Consider the following 19328-nt stretch of genomic DNA (forward strand, 5'->3'; position numbering starts at 1 on the left):
CAGGAAAAAAATCGCGGGCGTGAAAACACCGTGAAATACATCGATGCGAGCTTAAGGGGTGAATGGAGCCGCTATTGTGCGTGTGTCAGCTCACGCTTACCCAGCAACTCTTGCCGAACGGACTTCGCTCCCTTCAGCAGCAGGATTTTGCTTTTCCCCACGAGGATCAGCAAGGACGCATGAACATTTGCTTCTTCTAATGGATAGCGGGACGCAGAAAATTGCAGTAAGTAAATATGGGCACAGAATACTTCTGCAGGGCGGACATGCTAAAGCTAAATGCTCTCGGCAGGCTTACCCTCACCGATGAGGGGGGGCGTGATTTCGCGCCACAAGGTAGCAAGGCGCGCGGCGCGATTGCTCTTTTGGCCGTCGCGCCTGGTCACACCCGCACGCGGGCATGGCTGCAGCAGCGCCTGTGGAGCGACCGGGCCGCGGAACAAGCGGCAGGCAGTTTGCGGGCGGCCCTTAGTGAGATACGCCGCGCGTTGGGGCCGCACGGCCAACTGCTGGTGGCCTCGCGCCATGCCGTGACTCTAGACCCAGCGAGCTTCAAGGTCGTGTATGAAGCGTCTGCCGACATGAGGCGGGCAGGCACGGTCGAGGCCTTTGAAGACGTCGACGTGCACGACCATGAATTCGAACATGTTATCCGCGACGTGCGCAGCCATGTCCTCGAGAGATGGATGCAGCAGCGTAGGGCAGCGCCGCGCCGAAGACGCATCGTGCTGGTGCGTAGCGATGCACGAGGAGCGCCAGCGGCCGATGTCGGCGCACGATTGTTGCAGAATCGGATTCTGAGCGCATTGCGGCAGATGGACGATTTGGAGATCATGAGTGCGGACGGGGACGGCGGCGCGGATGATCTCGATGCACCCGCAGGCCAACCGCAGGCGATGCTCTTGATCCGGGTGCTTTCCGTTGCGGTTGGTGGTGACGTTTTCCTGTCCTGCGAAATTCAGAATGGAAGACGGCTGTGGTCCGACAATGCAAGCGTACCTGGCGCCATCGGCGCGATGCACGAGTCGGTCGACTTGGACAGGCTTGCGCTCAACACAGTCGAACGGGTTTGCGAAGCTTTTGCCGAATCGGCATCGATTGATGGAGCGGATGCTTGCGCATCTGTCCTGGCGCACCAGGCGCGGAACCTGTTTTTTCGTCTTGACAAGAAAAGCCTCGTTGCTGCTGACAGCCTGTTCAAGCGCGCCTTTGAGATAGAGCCGCGCGGCCGGTACCTGGTGTGGCGGGGCTTCTTGCGCAATGCCGCATTCTTTCAACATCGAACGATGTCATTCCTGGACAACGTTGCGCCGGTCACCGAGCTCGCTGCGGAGGCGCTCCGCCACTCGCCCGACGATGCCGTTGTCCAGACAATCAGTTCGCAGATTGAATATATTCACCAAGGCAATCTGCGGACCCCGCTCGTGATGGCGCAGCGCGGCGTCGAGCGCGATCCGACGGACCCGTTGGGATGGGCGCTGCTCTCCAACGCCCTGAGCACAAACGGCAAGTTGGAAGAAGGATACCAGACAGCCCGGCGTGCTCTGGAACTTACAAAGCACAGTCCCTATCAGTTCTATTTCGAGCATTTCGCTTGCATGGCCGCAACCGCTCTGGCTGACTACGATCAGGCGCTGCTGCACGCCAGAACGGCGCTTCGCTTCCGCCCGGATTTTGTCTCGACACGGCGTTATGAGGTGGCCTTGCAGCTGCGCCGCGTTGAAGTGCCCCAGCTTCGCCAAGCTGTTAAGGCTCTGCGAGAGCAGGAGCCCGACTTTGCTCCAGCGGCGCTGCTTGATCCGGCCTATCCGGTCAACACGCTGCGGCGGCTGCCGATCATGGCAGCAATAGAAAAGAAGGCTGCGGGCCGGGCCGATGACTGGCTGGAAGCGTAGCTGGCCCATCCGCTAGCGACGCGGTCTGGCGTCCTACCGCCGTTGCGTGAAATCGTCGTGAATTCGTCCCCGACGGCCTGAAGAGCCCCAGCGCCCACTATCCTTTTTTTCCTGAAGCGCATTTACTCGAAGAAAGCTTCAATCGCGTTCAGCTAGGAGGCCTTGTTGCCTGGGTGGACAAACAAACTGCCCGAACGTCGCGATCGCCTCGGGCGTGAAGAAATCGACGCATGTCGCGCACGACAACCCGCGACCAGAAAGGACAGCCTGTGACCGCACCTGAGCGACGCAGATTTGACAGTGCCGAGCGGCAACTGCTTGACGCCGCGTTGGCAGGGCAGGAACTATGGCCCTATACCAGCAGCGGCGATCCAAAGCGGAATTTCTGGAACGAGGCCCGTGAGGCTTTGGAAAACTACTATAGCGACACGAGCGGCGAGCGTCTCCGCGCCGTCCCGGCGGGATCTGGCACCGCCGCCATCCACGTCGCGCTTGGCGGCCTCCAAATTCCCGCCGGAACGGAGGTTATCGTTCCACCAATCACCGACATGGGAACTGTCATGCCGGTGATCTTTCAGAACGCGATTCCCGTGTTCGCCGATCTTGATCCGAATACCGGATTGCTGACGGCCGAAACGATCGCGCGCGTCGCTACCAGTCGCACTTCGGCGGTCATTGTCGTGCACCTGGGGGGCTCGCCTGCAGATATGGATCCGATTCTTGATTTCTGTCGGCAACACAATATCAAAGTGATCGAAGATGCTGCGCAGGCTCAGGGGGCCAGCTATAAAGGACGTCCCGCGGGAACGCGAGGCGATGCTGGCTGCTTCAGCCTCAACTCCCAAAAACACATCACGTGTGGCGAGGGCGGCTTTGTCCTCGTAAGGAGCGAGGATGATTTCCTGCGGTGCCTCAACTTCTCCGACAAGCACCGCAACCGGACCGGCGTCACGGATCCCAATAGCGAGCACTACATATACAACGGGTCAGGTGTGAATTACCGGATGAGCGACCTGGAGTTCGCCATGCTCCTGGCGCAGCTTCCCAAATTGGCTAAAGTAGCGGCTCGCTTTACAGCCGTTGGCCAACGGCTTGATGAGAGGCTGTCAAAGATCCCCGGTGTGCGGCCGCAGCAACACCACGGCAAAGCGATCTCCAGCTATTTCTTTCAAATGTTTCGCTTGGAGCCGGATCTTGTAGCGCGCCGGGAAGATGTGCTGAAGGCAATGCGCGCCGCTGCGACTTCGGTCGGCATGGGCGTCGGTAAATCCTACGGCGATGAGACCCTTTATCGGACTGGGGTGTTCAGGAACCGAAACTTTTTCGACACTTTCGGACAACCCAACAACGAAACTCCAATCTGGCCGGCCGAGCTGGTTGCCCGACAAATCTTTCCGGATATCCCCGAGACTGTCTTTGACTATAAGCAGACACACTGCCCGGAAGCTGAAAGGTGGATCGAAAGCTCGTTGCAGATAGTGTTCCACGACGGCCATGAACCACATCACGCCGACATCGTTGCTGATGCAATTGAGACCGTACTGTCTATCTAACACGGATCGCCCAGAAAATGGACAGTGGGACGGGGTATCGTCGAAGGCGAGAGCGATCCCCTGAGGTAGAACACCGTCGCCCGAAGCAACGGGTTGCCAGACCTTATGCCTGACGACACTGAGGGACCTTGCGGTATTAAAATAACGATCACTGCAGGTATAACATAATCTGGCAGACCGGTGACTACACCAATGGGGGACGCGGATGCGTGTCTGTGCAAATGCTATAACGCTGATTTGGATGTTGCTCGGCATCTTTGCTATTGCGCCTCGGCCGGCTCACGCCGCCTGCGACGTTGCGGAGAACGCCTCGCTCGATACGGCGGCGAGTATCCTCTTCAAGTGCTCAAGCACTATGGCTCTTTCTGGTCTGCCTGCCGGGGAGAAGGAGTTCGTTGCCAATTTTTCCTTTCCGAAGACCCTCCCAGCCGTGGAGACTCCATGGCGTGGGATCGACTTTCGAGTACAGCCTGAGCGTTACCTTCGCACTCTTCTTGCCTATGGGCTGAAGGATAATGTCTCTATTGACTGGAGGATCGAGAAAGGATCGCAAAGTTGGTGCCACGCGCCGTGGTTTCAGGATATTCGCGAGCGCATTCACGGTATGACCCGCGAGCGAGGATCGCGCCTCTTCGAACTCTCGGAGCATCAACGCTCTCGCGACGAAAACTGGGCAATTGGGTTCTACAACGGGGTTGGATGCTATGGGCTCGGTCAGGTTTGGGGGGACCCCGCGCGACCGAAGACCAAGGCCATGGTGTTCCCGCCCAACACATTTGCAATCAAGCTGCTCTTCACCACCGCGCCGGTTTCGCGGGTGCCATATCTAACCGGGTCGAAAATATGGAACGCCGCCATTGGCGAAGGCGGCTCCGTGCAGGAAATGCGCCTTTTGCAGGTGGATGTTGCGGTGAAGGATCCAGCGGCTGGCGCCCTGACAGGTTGGGTTTTTGGCACGTTCATGTACGACGCCTATGCACCTGGTGACGATGTCTGGTCAAAGCTCGTTCCCGTGGGACTGATGTGGGGAAACGACCCTGAACTGACTGCCAAGAAGTATCAGGAAGATGGAGGCACCGTGCAGGAGAGCTGGGTCAATCCCACGGTAGCTGCCCGGTTTTTCTCGCTGCCTCGGCACCATCTTGGACTGTTTGGGCGCCTCAATGGACCCGTCGACAACTTCAAGTCTGCATGCCTTGCCTGCCATGCGCGTGCCCTCGATTGGGGTCGGGGAATTCCGCCTGAAGGCCCTGTTTTTGATGAAATGAATGGCCTTTTGCCGTTCACCATCAATCCTTACGATGAACAGGCGCTGAGACATTATTTCAAGAATCGCGCACCCACAGAACCATTCGTCGCCGAGACCCAGTCGCTCGACTATTCACTCCAGCTTGCGGGTGGCATTTTCAATTTTCGCCGTTGGGTGGATCTAAAGTTTTCATCCCAGGCCGCGGAAACGCGCGATGTTGCCCCTTACATTTTTGAAGCAGAAAAGAGCGGCAACGCCGAAGCAGCACTGTCCAGGATACTGCCGCCGACACAAGACAGGTCCCACGTGGGTCCTTCGCCGTTTTCCCGCGACGAACCATGAAGAACGCTTACCCAACTTGCCGGTGTGAGGTCTCCCACCGCAGGGTGAGCACCTAGTGGAGGAACGACGTTGATGCGTGCAATTGTGACTTTCGCTTGGCTTTGTGCGTGGACGGGCTGTTGTCTTTGCACAGTCGACCACAATTGTATCCTGGAACATAGGTCGTGGGTTGGAGGAGTCCATGCTTGGCCGGCAAGCTGACTTCGCGGGCCTGGATGCTGAATTGTCACCCGATGTGGTCGTAATGGTCGAGGTGATCGGGCGAACTGGCGCCGAAATCGTTGCCAATCACTTAGGGTGGTCAAACTATCACGTGGCGGTATCCGACCTATCGGTTCCAAATACAGCAGCCCACGAGGGCCTGGAGGTCGCGGTTATCTCCAAGATTCCGATGATCCGCGTCACAGAGTACGATGTGAAACTCGACGGGCGGACGCATGAGGTCTTTGGAAGCTTCGGCGGACTGCAAGTGGCGGAAGAACTTCTAACTTCGAGCGGTCTTTCGCAGGTCCAGCCAACAGGAGGCAACGACCGCGGTACCCTGCGCGTGGATCTGGCGAACGGCCTTACGATCTTTCCTGTGCATCTGAAGAGCAATATCAACAATGCATGCTCCGACGCGACGGACGCAAACCGGGCATTGGAAAATATGGCCATCGATGTTCCAGCCAAGCTCATCACAGCGATAGCACAAGGCTTTGCCCGTCAAGTAGATGCCGATAAACGCAACGCGGCCGAGCGAGAACGCGTGATCGCCGCGGTGAAGGTCGTCGCCGACAAAGCGACCGCAGAAGGCCGCACAACGATCATCGCCGGCGACTTCAATACGAGTCTTGAACAGGGCAAAGCAGGGTCCGCTTTCGCGGACTGCAATCTCCAGCCGTTTGAATGCAAGAAAGCGCCCTTTCCCGCCGCAGCCTGCGTCGCCGGCGACGGGTTCGACGATACTTTCGCAATCCTGACGACACCCCTCATCGGTGCAAGCGCGTTTGCGTTGCTTACACAGGGGCTGGGTCGCACTTACAAGGACACCGCTTTTGCCGACGCTGCAATCGATCACATGGCTGTGCCGGCTGGCGATCAAGCCGATTTCAAAGCGCCGACGCTTGGTTGCAACGCCGGCGTCGACCTGGCGCAGACCGATTGGGCGGCGAAAGCTTGTCAGTTGCACGGGTCCGATCACTTCGCAGTCGTGACCACCTACGACCCATAAACGGTTTTGGCGGATCCTGAGCAATCACTCATCGAAAAGGCGCGCAGCCACCCGCCAAAACGCAGCGTGTTGCACCTGCTAACTTAAAGGAGAGGGAACCGTGACACTTCAAGCTGCAGATTTCTCAGAAGACCGCTGCATGGCATGCCGGCTCAAAATCGAACACGGCGCCGAAAAGTGTCCTCACTGTGGCACATCTCAAAAGAAGAGCTGGTGGGGCAATCTTGGGAACGCGTCAACGGTCTTGGCTATAATCACCGGTTTGGCGTCAATCGCCACATTTCTGGTCGTCGGACTTCCGGCACTAACCAAACAAGTGACGGAAAATCGTGCCATTGTGGCTGCCAGCTTTGTGGGCGGAGGGTCCAGCCCGGGGGAGGCCGGGTATGTTGAAATCTTGTTCGTGAACTACGGGCTCAGGTCGGCGATCGTTTTCAAGCGGTACCCGTGTTATTCCTATACCGAAGATGACAAGCAGGTAGTGGACAGCTCGGGTCAATCATATCCAGAGATATTTATTACGACCGCAGACAATACGACCGTCGACGGCCAATCCACGAAGATCATCCGCTTTGACTCCCAGGGCGGGCTTCCTCTCCCGGAAGGCTCCCAGCAGAATGTCAAAATCACCTATCAGCTCTGCGATTTACAATTCGTCGACATATCCGATGTCCCAAAACCGGGCGCAGAGCCACGCATTCAACGCTTGCAAGTGAAGGTGCCGGTATAATGTCAGTGCTGATTTCGCAGACGTTGCGCAAGAATATGCTGACGAGGAAGGACGTCCCGGTGTTGCCGAGATATTCAGCTGCTGCCCGTCGTTCTGCAGGCGGCTCATTTCTCACCTAAGTGTCAGTGCCTCGACGCGCAAGAGCGCACGGTCTGGAGTGTCGGGTTTGCTCTGAGACGTCGAGAAGGATCAGCGCTAAGATATGCCAAGCATCATCACAAGCGGGTTCGCTTCTTCTCGACGGTCGAGCTGGTCAATGCGCTGGAACAGCAGAAGGCACAGGGACGATCGGGCCAGATCGCCAATAGCCCAGCGAGTGGGCCAGTGTCTTCGGCGATGCCAAGATGACAACCGCGCTACTCGACGGGCTGACCCATCATTGCCACATCCGCGAAACCGGAAACGACAGCTTCCGATTCAAAAACAGCTCTGCCCACGAGCCTAAAAAAGCGAAGGAGAAAGCCAGAACCTTGACCCTCAATCCCGAACCGAAACATACATGAAAGGCGGGTCAAATCTCGGTGGAAACGCCGGGTCAGTTCTCAGTGAAAATCAACACCATAGTCATACGGAGGCAGGCACCGAAGCGCCCCCGACCATCGAAAGACTGGGGCAGCTTGTCGAACGCGCCAAGGCAATTATCACCAAAGCAAAATCTGATAAGTGGAAGGACTAGAGATTTTGATGCAGTACACTCAGCAGTCAAGGTCGCCTTCTCATACGTTCTCCACGACGTGAATGGCAGCTTTGCGCCCAATTTCGGCCGTTCAGGTCTGTAGCGTCGTCTCCTGAAAGCCGACTTCGTTCATGAAGACATCGGAGACTTCGTTGAGGATCAAATCGGGCGTCCATCCAATCGCTTCCGTGCTTCGTGAGCGGACCTCCCTGTAGGTGCCCGCGCGGTATCTTCGCGCTAAGGGATGGGACGCAGCTGTCGGCACTGCCGCCTAAGACGAGGTCGCCCGTCGCGCCGCGCGTCGGCGGGCGGCCCGGTTGCGGCGAGGCAGCCGCTGGCGTTGCGGAGCCTGGTTTCTGAACCTGTTGTCGATCTGCTCAAGCGTTTCCTTGACCGTGTAAGCCTGGATTTCGACCAGCTGCTCGAAAAGCTCCAGCCCTACCTCGCGGGTATCGTCGCCAATGCGGTGAAGCGTAATCGCAAGGTCAACCAGCTCGGAAGCGGAGCCCGCTATCCCTGTCTGGATGTCCCCGAGTTCGTCACGCCAGGTCTCGATCAGTCTCCTGGCGATCTTCGCCACGAGGAGAGCGCAATGGGGGAGAAGTGTCTGGAGGCGATCCACGACGAACGTCGCGTTGATTTTCGGAGCGCCTTCAAGGTTGGCCTCAATGGCAGTGAGCAACGCGACCCAGCTCGGATCGGGCGTGATCTCGTCTACGAGCCGGAACACGTCGAAAAGGTTGTTCCAGGCAACGCCGCTTATCTGGGGGATTACGCGAACGAGTAGCTCAGACGCGCGCTCCCGACACTCAAGATCCGGAAACAGGTTGACGGCGGCATTGATGGCTCCAAGCCGTGTCGAGTCCGTACCCGGTCCAAAGACGACCTGCTCCAGCAATGGCTTCGTCCAGGGCAGCTTCGGTTGCAGGAACGCAATCAAGGGCGTCAGCTCACCTGCAAGCTGCTCGAAATACTCGTCGCCGGAGGCGGCCCACTTCTCCAGGTAAGAACGCACGAAACCGGCATGCCTCCAGTGAAGGTAGGCGAACAGAATGGCAAGCTCGGTAGTCCTCAGCAGAGCCGGGTAGCGTTTGAAGACGGTGTCCAGGAGCCCCTCAAGCTCTTCCCTATTGGTCGGCTTAAGGTAGCGTAACCAATGAAGGATGGCCCTCCATACCCGATCGTCTTCTCCGCGCTCGCTGGCGCGTGTCAGTACGGCCAGGACGCGGTCGTGCTGCCCTGCCAGCAGCAGGGCATGGACTAGAACATCCAGCTTGGGAAAGCTTCCAGCGGGAAGTGTAAAGGCGGAGCCCATTCCCCAGAGGATGCTTTGCTCCCGCCTTCCTGCGTCCTTCTCGCTGGCCTTCTCCTCTCCCGTGTCGAGGAGTTCTTGATCCTGATCGTCGCTCCGATCTTCCTTAGGCTGCGCTGTAGCGGTGTCTGGAGCGGCAGGCTCATTGAGCCACTTCTCAATGATGTCGAGGGTTTCCGGTGAGACCGCAATCTCCCGGCGGACCAATCGGCTGACGGCCTCGGACGCCGAGTTCTGAAACTCATCGCCGGTGAATCCACGCCCGTCGAGTTCGGCCATGAGATTCATCACAAGCTGAGGATCACCCGCTTCGGCGATGGCCTCCAGCGCGTAGCCTGCTGCGCGGGTCCCAAAGCTCGGCTCGAACTTGCGTATGAGCGTAGCGGCCCGCTGGGGGTCGGTCTTTGCAAACTCCGCGAAGGCCCGCGACAGCTGTATGTTGCCGCCCTCCATCATGCGGTTGGGATGGTCCCACTCATACTTGTCCGGCAACTGGCGGAAAGCGTTGAGAACTTCGTCGTTCTGCGCCTTTGCGAGCTGCTCCGCCGAAATGGGCGAACCTATCCACGACGGCCCATAATGCCGTATTCCCTCGTCCGAACCGGGGAAGCGGCGGCGTTCTTCCATCACAAGGCGGCGGGTCGCTCCCGGCAAGCGTTCGGAAGGCAGTGCCGATAAGAGGCCCAGCTTTATGCGACGAACCCTGTCGCTGAAAAGTTTGCGGCCTTTGACGTCCAGATCGGGATAAGCTGTCGGTGCGTAAGCGTTGACGGCGGCGATAAAGGCTTCGACATCCGCGTCGGACCAGTGAAGGCTCGCCTCCGCGATGAGGCGCTTTGTTGTCCCAGAAGGGTCTTCGTGGTTTCCGAGCCTAAATCGTCTCGGATCGCCCTGAAGGAAACGATACGCGACTTGCGCATACTGATCCGGGTAGAGCGATAGTACATGCGCGAACAGCCGCTGGGCAGGATTGAATTCATCTCCTTCATGCTCTGACAGCCATTGAAGAAAGTTCTTTTCGTCGTTGAGGGCAAGGGTCTCCAACGCAACGCGAATGGCGCTGAGTATGGGGGGGTCAGAACGCCCTTGACTCCGCTCTTCCTCTTCGAATTTGAAATCGAGCGTGTGCTGCAGCGGATAGGAGAGGCTGTGTTCCTCGCTGTCAAGATCGCGAAGCGCGACCATCGCTTCGGTCAGCCAAGGCCACAGGGCTCCAAGGAACAGCGCGGGATTTTCCTTTCCAAGTGCCTCCAGGGTGTCCCAGGCTTTCGCCTGCTCGACGACACTTTTGATCGGCTCTCTGGGAGACGAGGATATGCGCGAAGTCCAGGAGCCGTCGCCGTCCTCTTTGGGAGCGGACGCTATCCTTCTGGCCGACTCCTGTTTTGCCGACTGAAGCTCCTGGTCGAGCTTTGCGAGCAGAAGCTGAACCGCAACCTCCGGCTGGCTTACGCCGATTGTGGAGATAATAAATTCGAGGCTATGCGCGTGCATTGCGGTACGCGCAATCAGCGCCCTCGCCATCTCGACCATGCCCGGCGTCCACACCCGCGCCTGACCCAGGGCAGCCCAGGTGAAGCCATCCCAGCCCGGCAACGCCGACCAGTTCTCGGCGATCAGCCTCTCGACCTCGCGGGCAGCAAATACCCAAGCGCGATTGAGAACGCCCAGAGCCAGGGTGGCTTCCTTGTCGTCGTTCATCGCACGGACAATCTCAGTGTGTTTGTACCGCTCAAACCATCCGTGACTTCCTGCCATTGCCATGAAAGCCGTTGGTCGCCTGTCCGACGCAAGCGCTTCGTCGAACAGGCGTGCCTCCACGCCGTCCGGCGTCGGCTGCTGACCGAGGAATTCAACGAGAAGTGTCCGGAGATGAAGCCGCAAATCCTGGGTATGGAAGAGCGATTGCATCTCCACGCCGTAGGCAGTCGGATCAACCTCCCTAAGATAGGTCAGGGCGGACCACAATTTCGGCCGCACGAACAGCGAAGTCTGCCGGGCGATTGTGAACTCCGATAGCCGTCCTTGGCTGCGGGTGAAGGATCGTGCGAGGGCATGTTCGAACATGGTCTGGTGGGAAAAGCCTATCTTGCTTCCGGCCTGGCCCAGGTCTGAGAGCATTCCCGCCCTCACGAGATAGGTTATGTCCTCCGAGTCCTGGTCAAATCGCGCGGCGGGGAGCCACAGGATTTCCTTCTCCGCCATCTGGTCTGCGATGTCGGTGACGAGCTTCGCAAGCCGCGACCCGCTGGGCTGCCTCGTTATCGTCTCCGCCCACATCTGGTCCAGCATGAGCTGGTACTTGCGGAAGGGCTCGCTGCTCCTCTCCTCCAGCTTCAGGAACGTTTTCAGCGCCTGGGGCGACCGTAGAACTTCCTGCGCGTCGGCAGGCCAGCCTGCGGGTTCGAATCCATGGCGCTCCAGCACAGGAACGACCTCGGACCAGGGCGGCAGGTCCAAGTGAATTGTTTCGGCCGTGATGGTCTTGAGACGGACGTCGTGCTCGTACTCGAACTCGCGAGCCGACAGGACAACGTGCACGTTTGTCAGGCCGCTGACGCGCCGGACCAGGCTCAGCAGTACACTCAGCCGCCCAGTCTTTATGTCCGTGTAGCCTGCGAGCGCATCGAGCTGGTCGATCATAAGAACGACCGGTCGCAACTGACTTATCCGCCAGAGCATCGCGCTGGGACGAATGGTAAGTCCAAGCCACTCGGCGAGATCGTCTTCGGTTTCGATTGCCGAGTCGAGCAGGTCGGCCTTGATGGCCAGAACCCTGATGCCATCCTTTATGAGCGCGTTGGCTACTTCGGCGAGCAGCGCTGACTTGCCGGAACCCGGAAGCCCAAGGACGGCCTGCGTCGTGGTCTCCTGCCCCGCGATAGTCTCGAGAATCTGGTCCTTCTCCGGGCGGCTGAAGTGGGTACCGTCCGGAAGTGTCTGCGACCACTCGAGCAGGTCGCGCGGGACACGGCCTAGTTCGTCGTCCCTCATCTGCACTTGCCGGAAGGACTGCTCGTCTACAACACTTGTTAGAACAGCGTTGTGCTCCTGGAGCAGCAACGCCTTTGTTTCGGGTGTGTCGATCTTTGCCTTGTCGTCGCTAGTCGCGCGAATGAGCATCAGGAAAGAACCGCGCTCGGTCGAGACAAGTTCGATCCCGGCATTGCCGGTTATGTGCCTGAGAGATTCGATGATCGCGTCCACCTTCTGAACGTGGAAGTCGTCCGCATCGCCTTCGAAATTCAGAACAATGACGCGCGTCTGAACCTTCTTCACCTTTGGAAGGGCGAGTGCTTCACCCGGCTCAGCGGTCGATACCTCGCTCTCGCGTTTTCGAATGGCGCGCTCGGCATTTCTTCTCTCAACCTCCGGCTCCCAGTTCGCCTTGTTGTACCTCAGCATCTCCGGCGTGATCGAAAGCGTGAGCTGTGTGGGCGAACGATGCGCTTGGTCGTGGCAGGTCGGGCAGAGGACAATCAGATTGTCGTAGCTGTTGTCCTGTGAGGTCGAATATTCCTCGATGTGATGAACGATGAAGGACTGACCTTTGTCGCCCTTGCAGCAGTTGCAGAGGTAGTTGCTGTTTTCGAGAAGCGAGAGCAGTAACGCCTCATCAATTGGCTGACGTACTACGGCGGCCTTGAGTGCCTTGGCTTCCTCCCCCGTGAAGCCTTTGTCTTTGATGTCCTTCTGACTGGCTGTCCTGACTTTCGTGATCGTAAGCCCAGCCGTCACCGCGCGTTGTCCCAGCTCCTGTGACACGCCGTATTGCAGAAACTTGACTAGATTCGTCTCAAGCCTTGGGGCCACAAAACCTCTCAGCGGGGTGCGCCAGATACGCTCTGCAAGTGGGCAAAAAACAGGGATTGCAGCTTATGTAACAGACCTAGGTGCGGGAATACGGTGAGAGCCAATGTATCGGAGTTATCCCGCGAATTGTGTAGTGCCGGGGAGTGCAGATCGGCAACGCTGCACCGCCCAATCGTTGATAGGCGCTATGCAGCGGGGCTAATCTCATAAGCTACTTGCATTTCTGATCGATCTGAGACCCGCCGCGAGCAAAACTTGAATGTCTGCTATTCGTTAAATCGTCGCCCGAACCTACCGGTCTGCAAGCGGCCCAAAGGCTGCCGGACCGCAATGCGCCTTCACTTCGGCCATTCGATCTCATCCGCCTGCGTCTTGAAAGCTGACCTCAGCTTCTTAAATGGTTGGGACTGGTGACGATTGGTAAGTCACTCTATGACAGGTGTGCGTTGGATGCATTGCCGAAAGTTGATCTACGAATACCAGTACTTCGACTTGCAGAAGGACGGCGGCGACAACTGCGTGCAGCAGATCGACGGGCTCCGGCGGCTCGACCTGCCCGAATTGCGCGCCATCTTCCCGCGGTTGAGGAGGACACGGGCATGGGCGCGAAGAACCTGACGACGGCGGAGATGCAGGCGATCCTGACATCACTGCTCGTCCATGAGCAGAAACTGAAGGAAACGGCAGGGCGAGCTGGCAGGAGCCAGGCCGACCCGAATGCCGTCTACGACGTGGTCGACAATCAAGCGGACCAACTTGAGGTGGTCCGAGCGCTCTACGACCGGATCGACGCCGCCGATGACCTGATTATCGTTGAGGGCGACGACTAGCCTCAGAAGAGCATCAGATCGTTCGCGGGCTGCAGATCCGCGTCCTGTGTGACGGTCGACCTGAAGGCTTCCTCGATCCGCATACGCTTCTGGTCCGGCCAGCCAGCAACGTGCGACGGTCGCACGAAGAAGTTCTCGGTCGCGTCCAAAATCATGGTCGAGAGGGCGAGGAGCTGGTTCTCACCGCACGATTGAAGGATCGGCTGGATACGCTCCCTGCAGGAATCGGCGTGGGTTCTGGGGTAACTGAAGATGACTGTCGTCTCCTCTTGGCTGGACGGGATCACGTTTAGGACGAGGCGGGGAAGGTCACGTTCCAGACGCCGGTCGTCGACGGCGAAGAATGATGACGAGGCGAGCACGGGCTGCCGCTCTTTAATTGGGACCACCGAATGCAGGATGTCGCCAAACCGCCCGGACGCGAACACTCGGTCATAGTATTCGGTCCGGTAGCAGTGGGTCACGTAGGCTCTCATCAAAGCGCGGGTCGCCCAGAGTAGCGGCGGCGAGTCCTCATCCGGCGAGACGCGTCCGTCCTCGACTGCGGTGCGCAGGGCATTCTGCAGATTATCGGCGCCTGCCATGGTGGCGTGGACTTCGCGCGTCACCGAGCGCCAGGCAATCAGGAACATCTGCGCTGGATTGTTGAAGTCCAGCGGTTGGGTGTCGATGCTGCGGAACACGGTGGCGTCGTGTTCGGCGCAAAGTCCCGTGAAGGTGGACGCCTGCCGCAATCCTCTACTCTCGAACCGGGACCGAAGCTGACCTTCGACTATCTTCGACCGCAATTCCATGACTTTCCGCTTCTCCGCGATGAGCGCAAGCGCCGTCGCCCGCTGCACGGAGTGCGCGTTGATCGCCTTGTTTGGGCACTTCATGGTTGGCCAGAGACATCTGCTGTAGCCGCGTTTGGCTCTGGCGTAGAACTGTTCGGTGAGCGCGTCGCCCTTGACCATCGATCTGTCCGCCGCTGTGGGGCGCGGCTTCTACAGCCTTCTACCTTCACTGTAAAGCCGTGCAGGCGCCGGCGTTGTGCGGCTGCATGCATCTACGCTGGCTCATCCGCAGCGCCCTGATTTTGCGCCTGAAAGAACGCGTGCCTGAGGTGCAGGAGTGCGTCTGCGTCCTGCTGATCCGCTCCGGCAAGGACGAGATCTGATCCGCCCCTTTCTCGTACCCCGCTCCGACTCCGATGACGTGTCGACTGACCGCTCGAATGGACTGCGAAATCGTGACTACCGCCTGTTCGTGATCATCGCCGCAGACGCGGTCGACGACCTGGAAGACGCGCTCGGGCGCCTTCCAGGAGTGCACCGCGTCCTATGACGACGAGGTGAGCGCCTACCTGCGGCAGCAAAGACAGGTCTTAAAGGGGAGCCGGCCACCTACGACGCGGGATCCGCACCGGCGATCCGGATCTCGTCGTCCTGGGTAAGGCGAACGATAGGCGGGCTGCTCCTGCTGGCACTCTTCGTCGGCTTCGCCATTGTCATGCCGAGAACAGGACCGCCCCCATCCGCTTGCTGGAACCGTCGTTCTGGACCAACCCAGTCACGTCCACTTCACAGCACAGAGCTACACGAACGAGACCGAGTCCTTGACCAGCGCTTGGTCAACGGAGCCGCTGTCTGACGCTAACCCCCGCCAAGTCGACGTCGAACGAGGATGCGAGTTCAGACCCCCGACAGCGCTCGGATGTGGCGGACGGTCGTCATCAGCCGCGGAACTCCGGTCGAGTACGCTCCGCTCACGAAGAGCATGTCGAAAAAGCTCCTGTTCAACATCTGATCTAGGTGGGGGGCTCATTCAAATCCAGGCGGTGACTGTGGAAACGAGTGCGAGTCTTCAGGTAACACCGGAAACCTGCTCAACGGCTGAATGGGGCGCGCGAAGCGGTCGTTCACGCAACGCCCTAGGAGCGACTGGAAAGGGTCACTTGCAGAAGTCTTGTCAGCCCACTGCAACGTCCGCTTTGCATTTTTGAGCATCGTAAGTTGTCAGTCCGCTTCCGGCCCAAAACAAGTCATTCGCTCGTCGCCTTCGCGATGACACTTCTTGGCGCCCAATCTTCCAAGCCTGCAACGTTCACTGCATCGCACGGGCGCGTATATTGGGTATCTTCGATTTTCTGAAACGTCACGTCATGCTGCTTCCATCTACTACCAAACAGTGGAGGCTGTGCCCGTGACACCGACGAAGCTCCTTGTCGGCCAGATCGTAGTTGTGTTCGCCATCGTCATCGTTGGCGTATGGGCGGCAACGCAATGGTGCGCCCACATGCTGGACTATCAGCCGCAGCTTGGCGCGCCATGGTTTGCCGCGGCGGCCCGGCCGATCTACAAGCCGTGGAAACTGTTCGAATGGTGGTTTCACTTCGACGCCTATGCGCCTGAGGTCTTCGACAAGGCCGGCATGCTTGCCGGAGCCAGCGGATTCTTGGGGTGTGCGGCCGCAATAGCTGGCTCCCTCTGGCGCGCGCGGCAGAGGGGGTTGGTCACCACCTACGGTTCCTCACGATGGGCCGCGGCTCGGGAAATCGAGAAGGCAGGCCTGTTTGAGCCGGCCGGCGTTTTCCTTGGCAAACTGAAGGATCACTATCTGCGACATGACGGGCCGGAACATGTCATGGCCTTTGCGCCGACACGTTCGGGCAAGGGCGTGGGATTGGTCGTTCCAACGCTTCTTTCCTGGACCGGCTCGGCCGTCATTCACGACATCAAAGGCGAGAACTGGCAGCTGACTTCCGGCTGGCGGTCGAAGTTCTCTTTCTGCCTCCTGTTCAATCCGACCGACTCGAGATCGGCGCGCTATAACCCGCTGCTGGAAGTGCGCAGGGGTTCAGATGAGGTCCGCGACGTTCAGAACATCGCGGACATTCTCGTCGATCCGGAAGGCGCGCTGGAGCGGCGGAATCATTGGGAGAAGACTAGTCATTCACTCTTGGTCGGGGCCATCTTGCACGTGCTCTACGCGGAAGAAGAAAAGACGCTCGCGCGCGTCGCCACTTTCCTGTCGGATCCGCAACGCTCGTTTGCCGCGACACTGCTGCGGATGATGACCACCAACCACCTCGGCACGGCGGACACACCTCGGGTCCATCCCGTCGTGGCCTCGGCGGCTCGCGAGGTGCTGAACAAGTCAGAGAACGAGCGTTCTGGCGTTCTCTCGACCGCAATGTCGTTTCTCGGGCTCTATCGTGATCCGACGGTTGCCTCGGCAACATCGGCCTGCGACTGGCGCATTGCCGACCTCATGGATGCGGAACGACCGATGTCGCTCTATCTAGTGGTGCCGCCATCGGATATTTCGCGCACCAAGCCACTGGTGCGACTGGTGCTCAATCAGATCGGCAGGCGACTGACGGAGCGGCTGGAAGGTGACCCGAAGAAAAGCCGCAAGTACCAACTGCTCATGATGCTGGACGAATTTCCGGCTCTTGGTCGCCTCGACTTCTTCGAGACCGCGCTCGCCTTCATGGCGGGTTACGGCATCCGCGCCTATCTGATCGCGCAATCCTTGAACCAGATCTCCAAAGCCTATGGCGAGAACAACGCCATTCTCGACAATTGCCATGTGCGCATTGCCTTTTCCTCCAACGACGAGCGCACGGCCAAACGCATATCGGATGCGCTCGGTACGGCGACGGAACTCAGGTCCATGCGCAACTACGCCGGCCACCGGCTGGCGCCCTGGCTTTCGCACGTCATGGTCAGTCGCCAGGAGACCGCTCGCCCGCTGCTGACGCCTGGCGAAGTGATGCAGTTGCCGCAAGCTGACGAATTAATCCTTGTTTCCGGGTTGCCGCCGATCCGCGCCCAGAAGTTGCGCTATTACCAGGATCCGAATTTCACCGAACGGGTGCTGCCGGCGCCGGTGTTGCGCGACGGTCTGTACGCGGACTGTCCTGCGTCGCGCCCCGACGATTGGAGCGGACAAGTCCGCAGTGTTGACCGCCGTCTCGCTGCCGATGACGAACACGCCGGCGCGGCAATCGAAGAAGGGAGCGGCGTGCAACAGCAGCGTCATCCCGGCCTGCCTGAAGACCACGTCGTCGTCTCTCGGGAGCCTGATCAGGATGACCTCTTCAATCTGTCGGACGATGACGCCGAGGCACTCGCAGACAAGCGCGTCATGGACCGGGTTTCTACCGCGGCGAGCGCCTACGGCCTCAACGAGGGAAGGGGCGACGACAAGGACATCATCCCCGGCTTCTGAACGCTTTCCGCAACTGAGGCGTATCTCGGCGTAGATAACGCCCATAAGCGATTTTGCGGATCTCGGCGATGTTCGTTCGCACCGGCGCATCAGCGCCGGCCAGTCGGAACGAGACGTATGAAGCCCCGTCGCATTCGCCACCAGTTTCTGCTCGAACCCGAATTGAGCGAGAAGCTGGAAACCCTCAGCCGCAACCCGTCGACCACGAAATCGGCAATCGTCGCGAAAGCGGTCGAGGCCTTCATCGAATGGCGTGGTGAAAACGAGCTCGACCAGCGCTACGGCAAGCGGCTGGACCGTCTTTCCCGCGATCTCGACCATGTCAGGCGCGACGCCGAAATAACTCTGGAGAGCCTCGCGCTCTTAATCCGCTTTTCAATCACGCTTCATGCGCACACGCCAATTCCGGATCGGGCGACACAGGCGATCGCCCAAGAGCGCTTTGACAAATTCGTCGAGCAGGTCGGTCGCCAGATAGCCTCCGGGAAGCGCTCGCTTGGTTACGGCAATGGCAACGGAGGCGAAGGATGAACTCTCATCCCGCAGCGGACCACCGCCGCCGAGCCATGCTGCGCACAGCCATGGGCGCCGCGATCACCGAGGCCCTTGCCGATCCGACCGTCATCGAGGTGATGGTCAACCCCGACGGCGCGCTGAGGCTCGACCGGTTGGGAGAAGGCCGGGTCGATACAGGCGTGCATATGCATCCTGCCGAGGCGGAACGCATCATCCGGCTCGTCGCCTCCCATGTACGCGCCGAGGCGCATGCAGATAGTCCGATTGTCAGTGCCGAATTGCCATCAGGCGAGCGCTTCGAGGGTCTGCTACCGCCGGTCGTGCTGGCGCCATGCTTCGCCATCCGCAAACCGGCGGCAAAACTCTACACGCTGGCCAACTACGTCGCCGATCGCGTCATGCTCCCGCTGCAGGCTGATGCCCTGAGGAAGGCAGTGCGCGAGCGGCGCAACATCCTGGTCGCCGGCGGCACATCGTCGGGCAAAACGACACTTACCAATGCTCTACTGGCAGAAGTCGCCGAATGCGATGAGCGGGTGATCCTGATTGAGGACACCCGCGAGCTGCAATGCGCGGCCAAGGACTGCGTTGCCATGAGGACGAGGCGGGGCTCCATCACACTCGCCGATCTCGTACGCTCGACCTTACGGCTGAGGCCCGACCGCATCATCGTCGGCGAAGTCAGAGGCGCGGAAGCGCTCGATATGCTGAAGGCATGGAACACCGGACATCCCGGCGGCATTGCCACGGTTCACGCCAATTCGGCACGCTCCGCACTCTATCGTATTGAGCAGCTCGCCCAGGAAGCGGTTGTCACCGTTCCCCGCCGGCTGATCGCCGATGCCGTCGACTTGGTCATCTTTATTGCCGGAAGAGGACCCGCGCGCCGGGTTGACGCGATCGCCGAGGTCACGGGTCTCGACGGCAGCGGCGACTACGCCGTCACCCCGCTCACACTTCCGCAACTCCAGCAGCTCTGAAAGG

The 19328-nt window shown here is 59.3% G+C and carries 12 protein-coding genes and 1 pseudogene; 11 read left to right on the top strand and 2 right to left on the bottom strand.

Features of this window, described 5'->3' with window-relative positions; genetic code table 11:
- The first annotated feature begins 266 nt into the window (after window positions 1–266).
- The 6 genes and pseudogenes from X751_RS136835 to X751_RS1000000166375 all read left to right on the top strand — a co-directional run.
- Complete coding sequence (locus X751_RS136835) at window positions 267–1895, top strand: hypothetical protein (RefSeq protein ID WP_156936420.1); 1629 nt, start codon at window positions 267–269, stop codon at window positions 1893–1895.
- A gap of 230 nt (window positions 1896–2125) precedes the next feature.
- Window positions 2126–3448, top strand: coding sequence for a DegT/DnrJ/EryC1/StrS family aminotransferase (locus X751_RS1000000164905; protein WP_023827285.1), 1323 nt, complete (start codon window positions 2126–2128; stop codon window positions 3446–3448).
- 241 nt (window positions 3449–3689) lie between these two features.
- Window positions 3690–5039: a hypothetical protein gene (locus X751_RS136830; RefSeq protein ID WP_023746221.1), complete on the top strand. Its 1350-nt coding sequence runs from the start codon at window positions 3690–3692 to the stop codon at window positions 5037–5039.
- A 181-nt stretch (window positions 5040–5220) separates the two neighbouring features.
- The gene (locus X751_RS136825) at window positions 5221–6252 is read left to right on the top strand and encodes a hypothetical protein (RefSeq protein ID WP_156936421.1); all 1032 of its coding nucleotides are present in this window, start codon (window positions 5221–5223) and stop codon (window positions 6250–6252) included.
- 100 nt (window positions 6253–6352) lie between these two features.
- Window positions 6353–6982, top strand: coding sequence for a hypothetical protein (locus tag X751_RS136820; protein ID WP_155922515.1), 630 nt, complete (start codon window positions 6353–6355; stop codon window positions 6980–6982).
- 195 nt (window positions 6983–7177) lie between these two features.
- Window positions 7178–7485, top strand: a pseudogene (locus tag X751_RS1000000166375) (ATP-binding protein); the annotation flags it as partial.
- A gap of 444 nt (window positions 7486–7929) precedes the next feature.
- Here the strand turns inward: X751_RS1000000166375 and X751_RS1000000164910 are convergent.
- Entirely contained in the window at window positions 7930–12735 is a 4806-nt protein-coding gene (locus X751_RS1000000164910) for an HNH endonuclease (RefSeq protein ID WP_156936422.1), read from the bottom strand.
- Window positions 12736–13215: 480 nt separating this feature from the next.
- On the opposite strand from X751_RS1000000164910, the gene X751_RS1000000167260 reads away from it, so the two are divergent.
- Window positions 13216–13401, top strand: coding sequence for a hypothetical protein (locus tag X751_RS1000000167260; protein WP_198022478.1), 186 nt, complete (start codon window positions 13216–13218; stop codon window positions 13399–13401).
- A complete protein-coding gene (locus X751_RS136815) occupies window positions 13383–13613 on the top strand; it encodes a hypothetical protein (protein ID WP_023669253.1) in 231 nt (76 codons plus the stop codon). Before X751_RS1000000167260 ends, X751_RS136815 begins: the two co-directional genes overlap by 19 nt.
- 2 nt (window positions 13614–13615) lie before the next feature.
- Here the strand turns inward: X751_RS136815 and X751_RS136810 are convergent, their stop codons facing one another.
- Window positions 13616–14569, bottom strand: coding sequence for a hypothetical protein (locus tag X751_RS136810; protein WP_023669254.1), 954 nt, complete (start codon window positions 14567–14569; stop codon window positions 13616–13618).
- A gap of 1228 nt (window positions 14570–15797) precedes the next feature.
- On the opposite strand from X751_RS136810, the gene X751_RS136805 reads away from it, so the two are divergent.
- The 3 genes from X751_RS136805 (at window position 15798) to trbB (ending at window position 19324) form a co-directional block, all read left to right on the top strand.
- Window positions 15798–17828: a conjugal transfer protein TraG gene (locus X751_RS136805; RefSeq protein ID WP_023669257.1), complete on the top strand. Its 2031-nt coding sequence runs from the start codon at window positions 15798–15800 to the stop codon at window positions 17826–17828.
- Between the two features lie 117 nt (window positions 17829–17945).
- Complete coding sequence (locus tag X751_RS136800; protein WP_023746226.1) at window positions 17946–18359, top strand: hypothetical protein; 414 nt, start codon at window positions 17946–17948, stop codon at window positions 18357–18359.
- Window positions 18356–19324, top strand: a complete 969-nt coding sequence (gene trbB, locus X751_RS136795) for a P-type conjugative transfer ATPase TrbB (RefSeq protein ID WP_023669259.1) — start codon at window positions 18356–18358, stop codon at window positions 19322–19324. Before X751_RS136800 ends, trbB begins: the two co-directional genes overlap by 4 nt.
- Window positions 19325–19328: the final 4 nt, after the last annotated feature.

Origin of the sequence: Mesorhizobium sp. LNJC394B00 (genome assembly GCF_000502555.1) — a bacterium.
Classification (GTDB): Bacteria; Pseudomonadota; Alphaproteobacteria; order Rhizobiales; family Rhizobiaceae; genus Mesorhizobium.

Excerpts from the sequence above, each read along its gene's own strand:
- X751_RS136815 (WP_023669253.1), top strand. The coding sequence starts at position 13,383 with ATGGGCGCGAAGAACCTGACGACGGCGGAGATGCAGGCGATCCTGACA.
- X751_RS136825 (WP_156936421.1), top strand. The coding sequence starts at position 5,221 with ATGCTTGGCCGGCAAGCTGACTTCGCGGGCCTGGATGCTGAATTGTCA.
- trbB (WP_023669259.1), top strand. The coding sequence starts at position 18,356 with ATGAACTCTCATCCCGCAGCGGACCACCGCCGCCGAGCCATGCTGCGC.
- X751_RS1000000167260 (WP_198022478.1), top strand. The coding sequence starts at position 13,216 with ATGACAGGTGTGCGTTGGATGCATTGCCGAAAGTTGATCTACGAATAC.
- X751_RS1000000164905 (WP_023827285.1), top strand. The coding sequence starts at position 2,126 with ATGTCGCGCACGACAACCCGCGACCAGAAAGGACAGCCTGTGACCGCA.
- X751_RS136800 (WP_023746226.1), top strand. The coding sequence starts at position 17,946 with ATGAAGCCCCGTCGCATTCGCCACCAGTTTCTGCTCGAACCCGAATTG.
- X751_RS136810 (WP_023669254.1), bottom strand. The coding sequence starts at position 14,569 with ATGGTCAAGGGCGACGCGCTCACCGAACAGTTCTACGCCAGAGCCAAA.
- X751_RS136830 (WP_023746221.1), top strand. The coding sequence starts at position 3,690 with ATGTTGCTCGGCATCTTTGCTATTGCGCCTCGGCCGGCTCACGCCGCC.
- X751_RS136835 (WP_156936420.1), top strand. The coding sequence starts at position 267 with ATGCTAAAGCTAAATGCTCTCGGCAGGCTTACCCTCACCGATGAGGGG.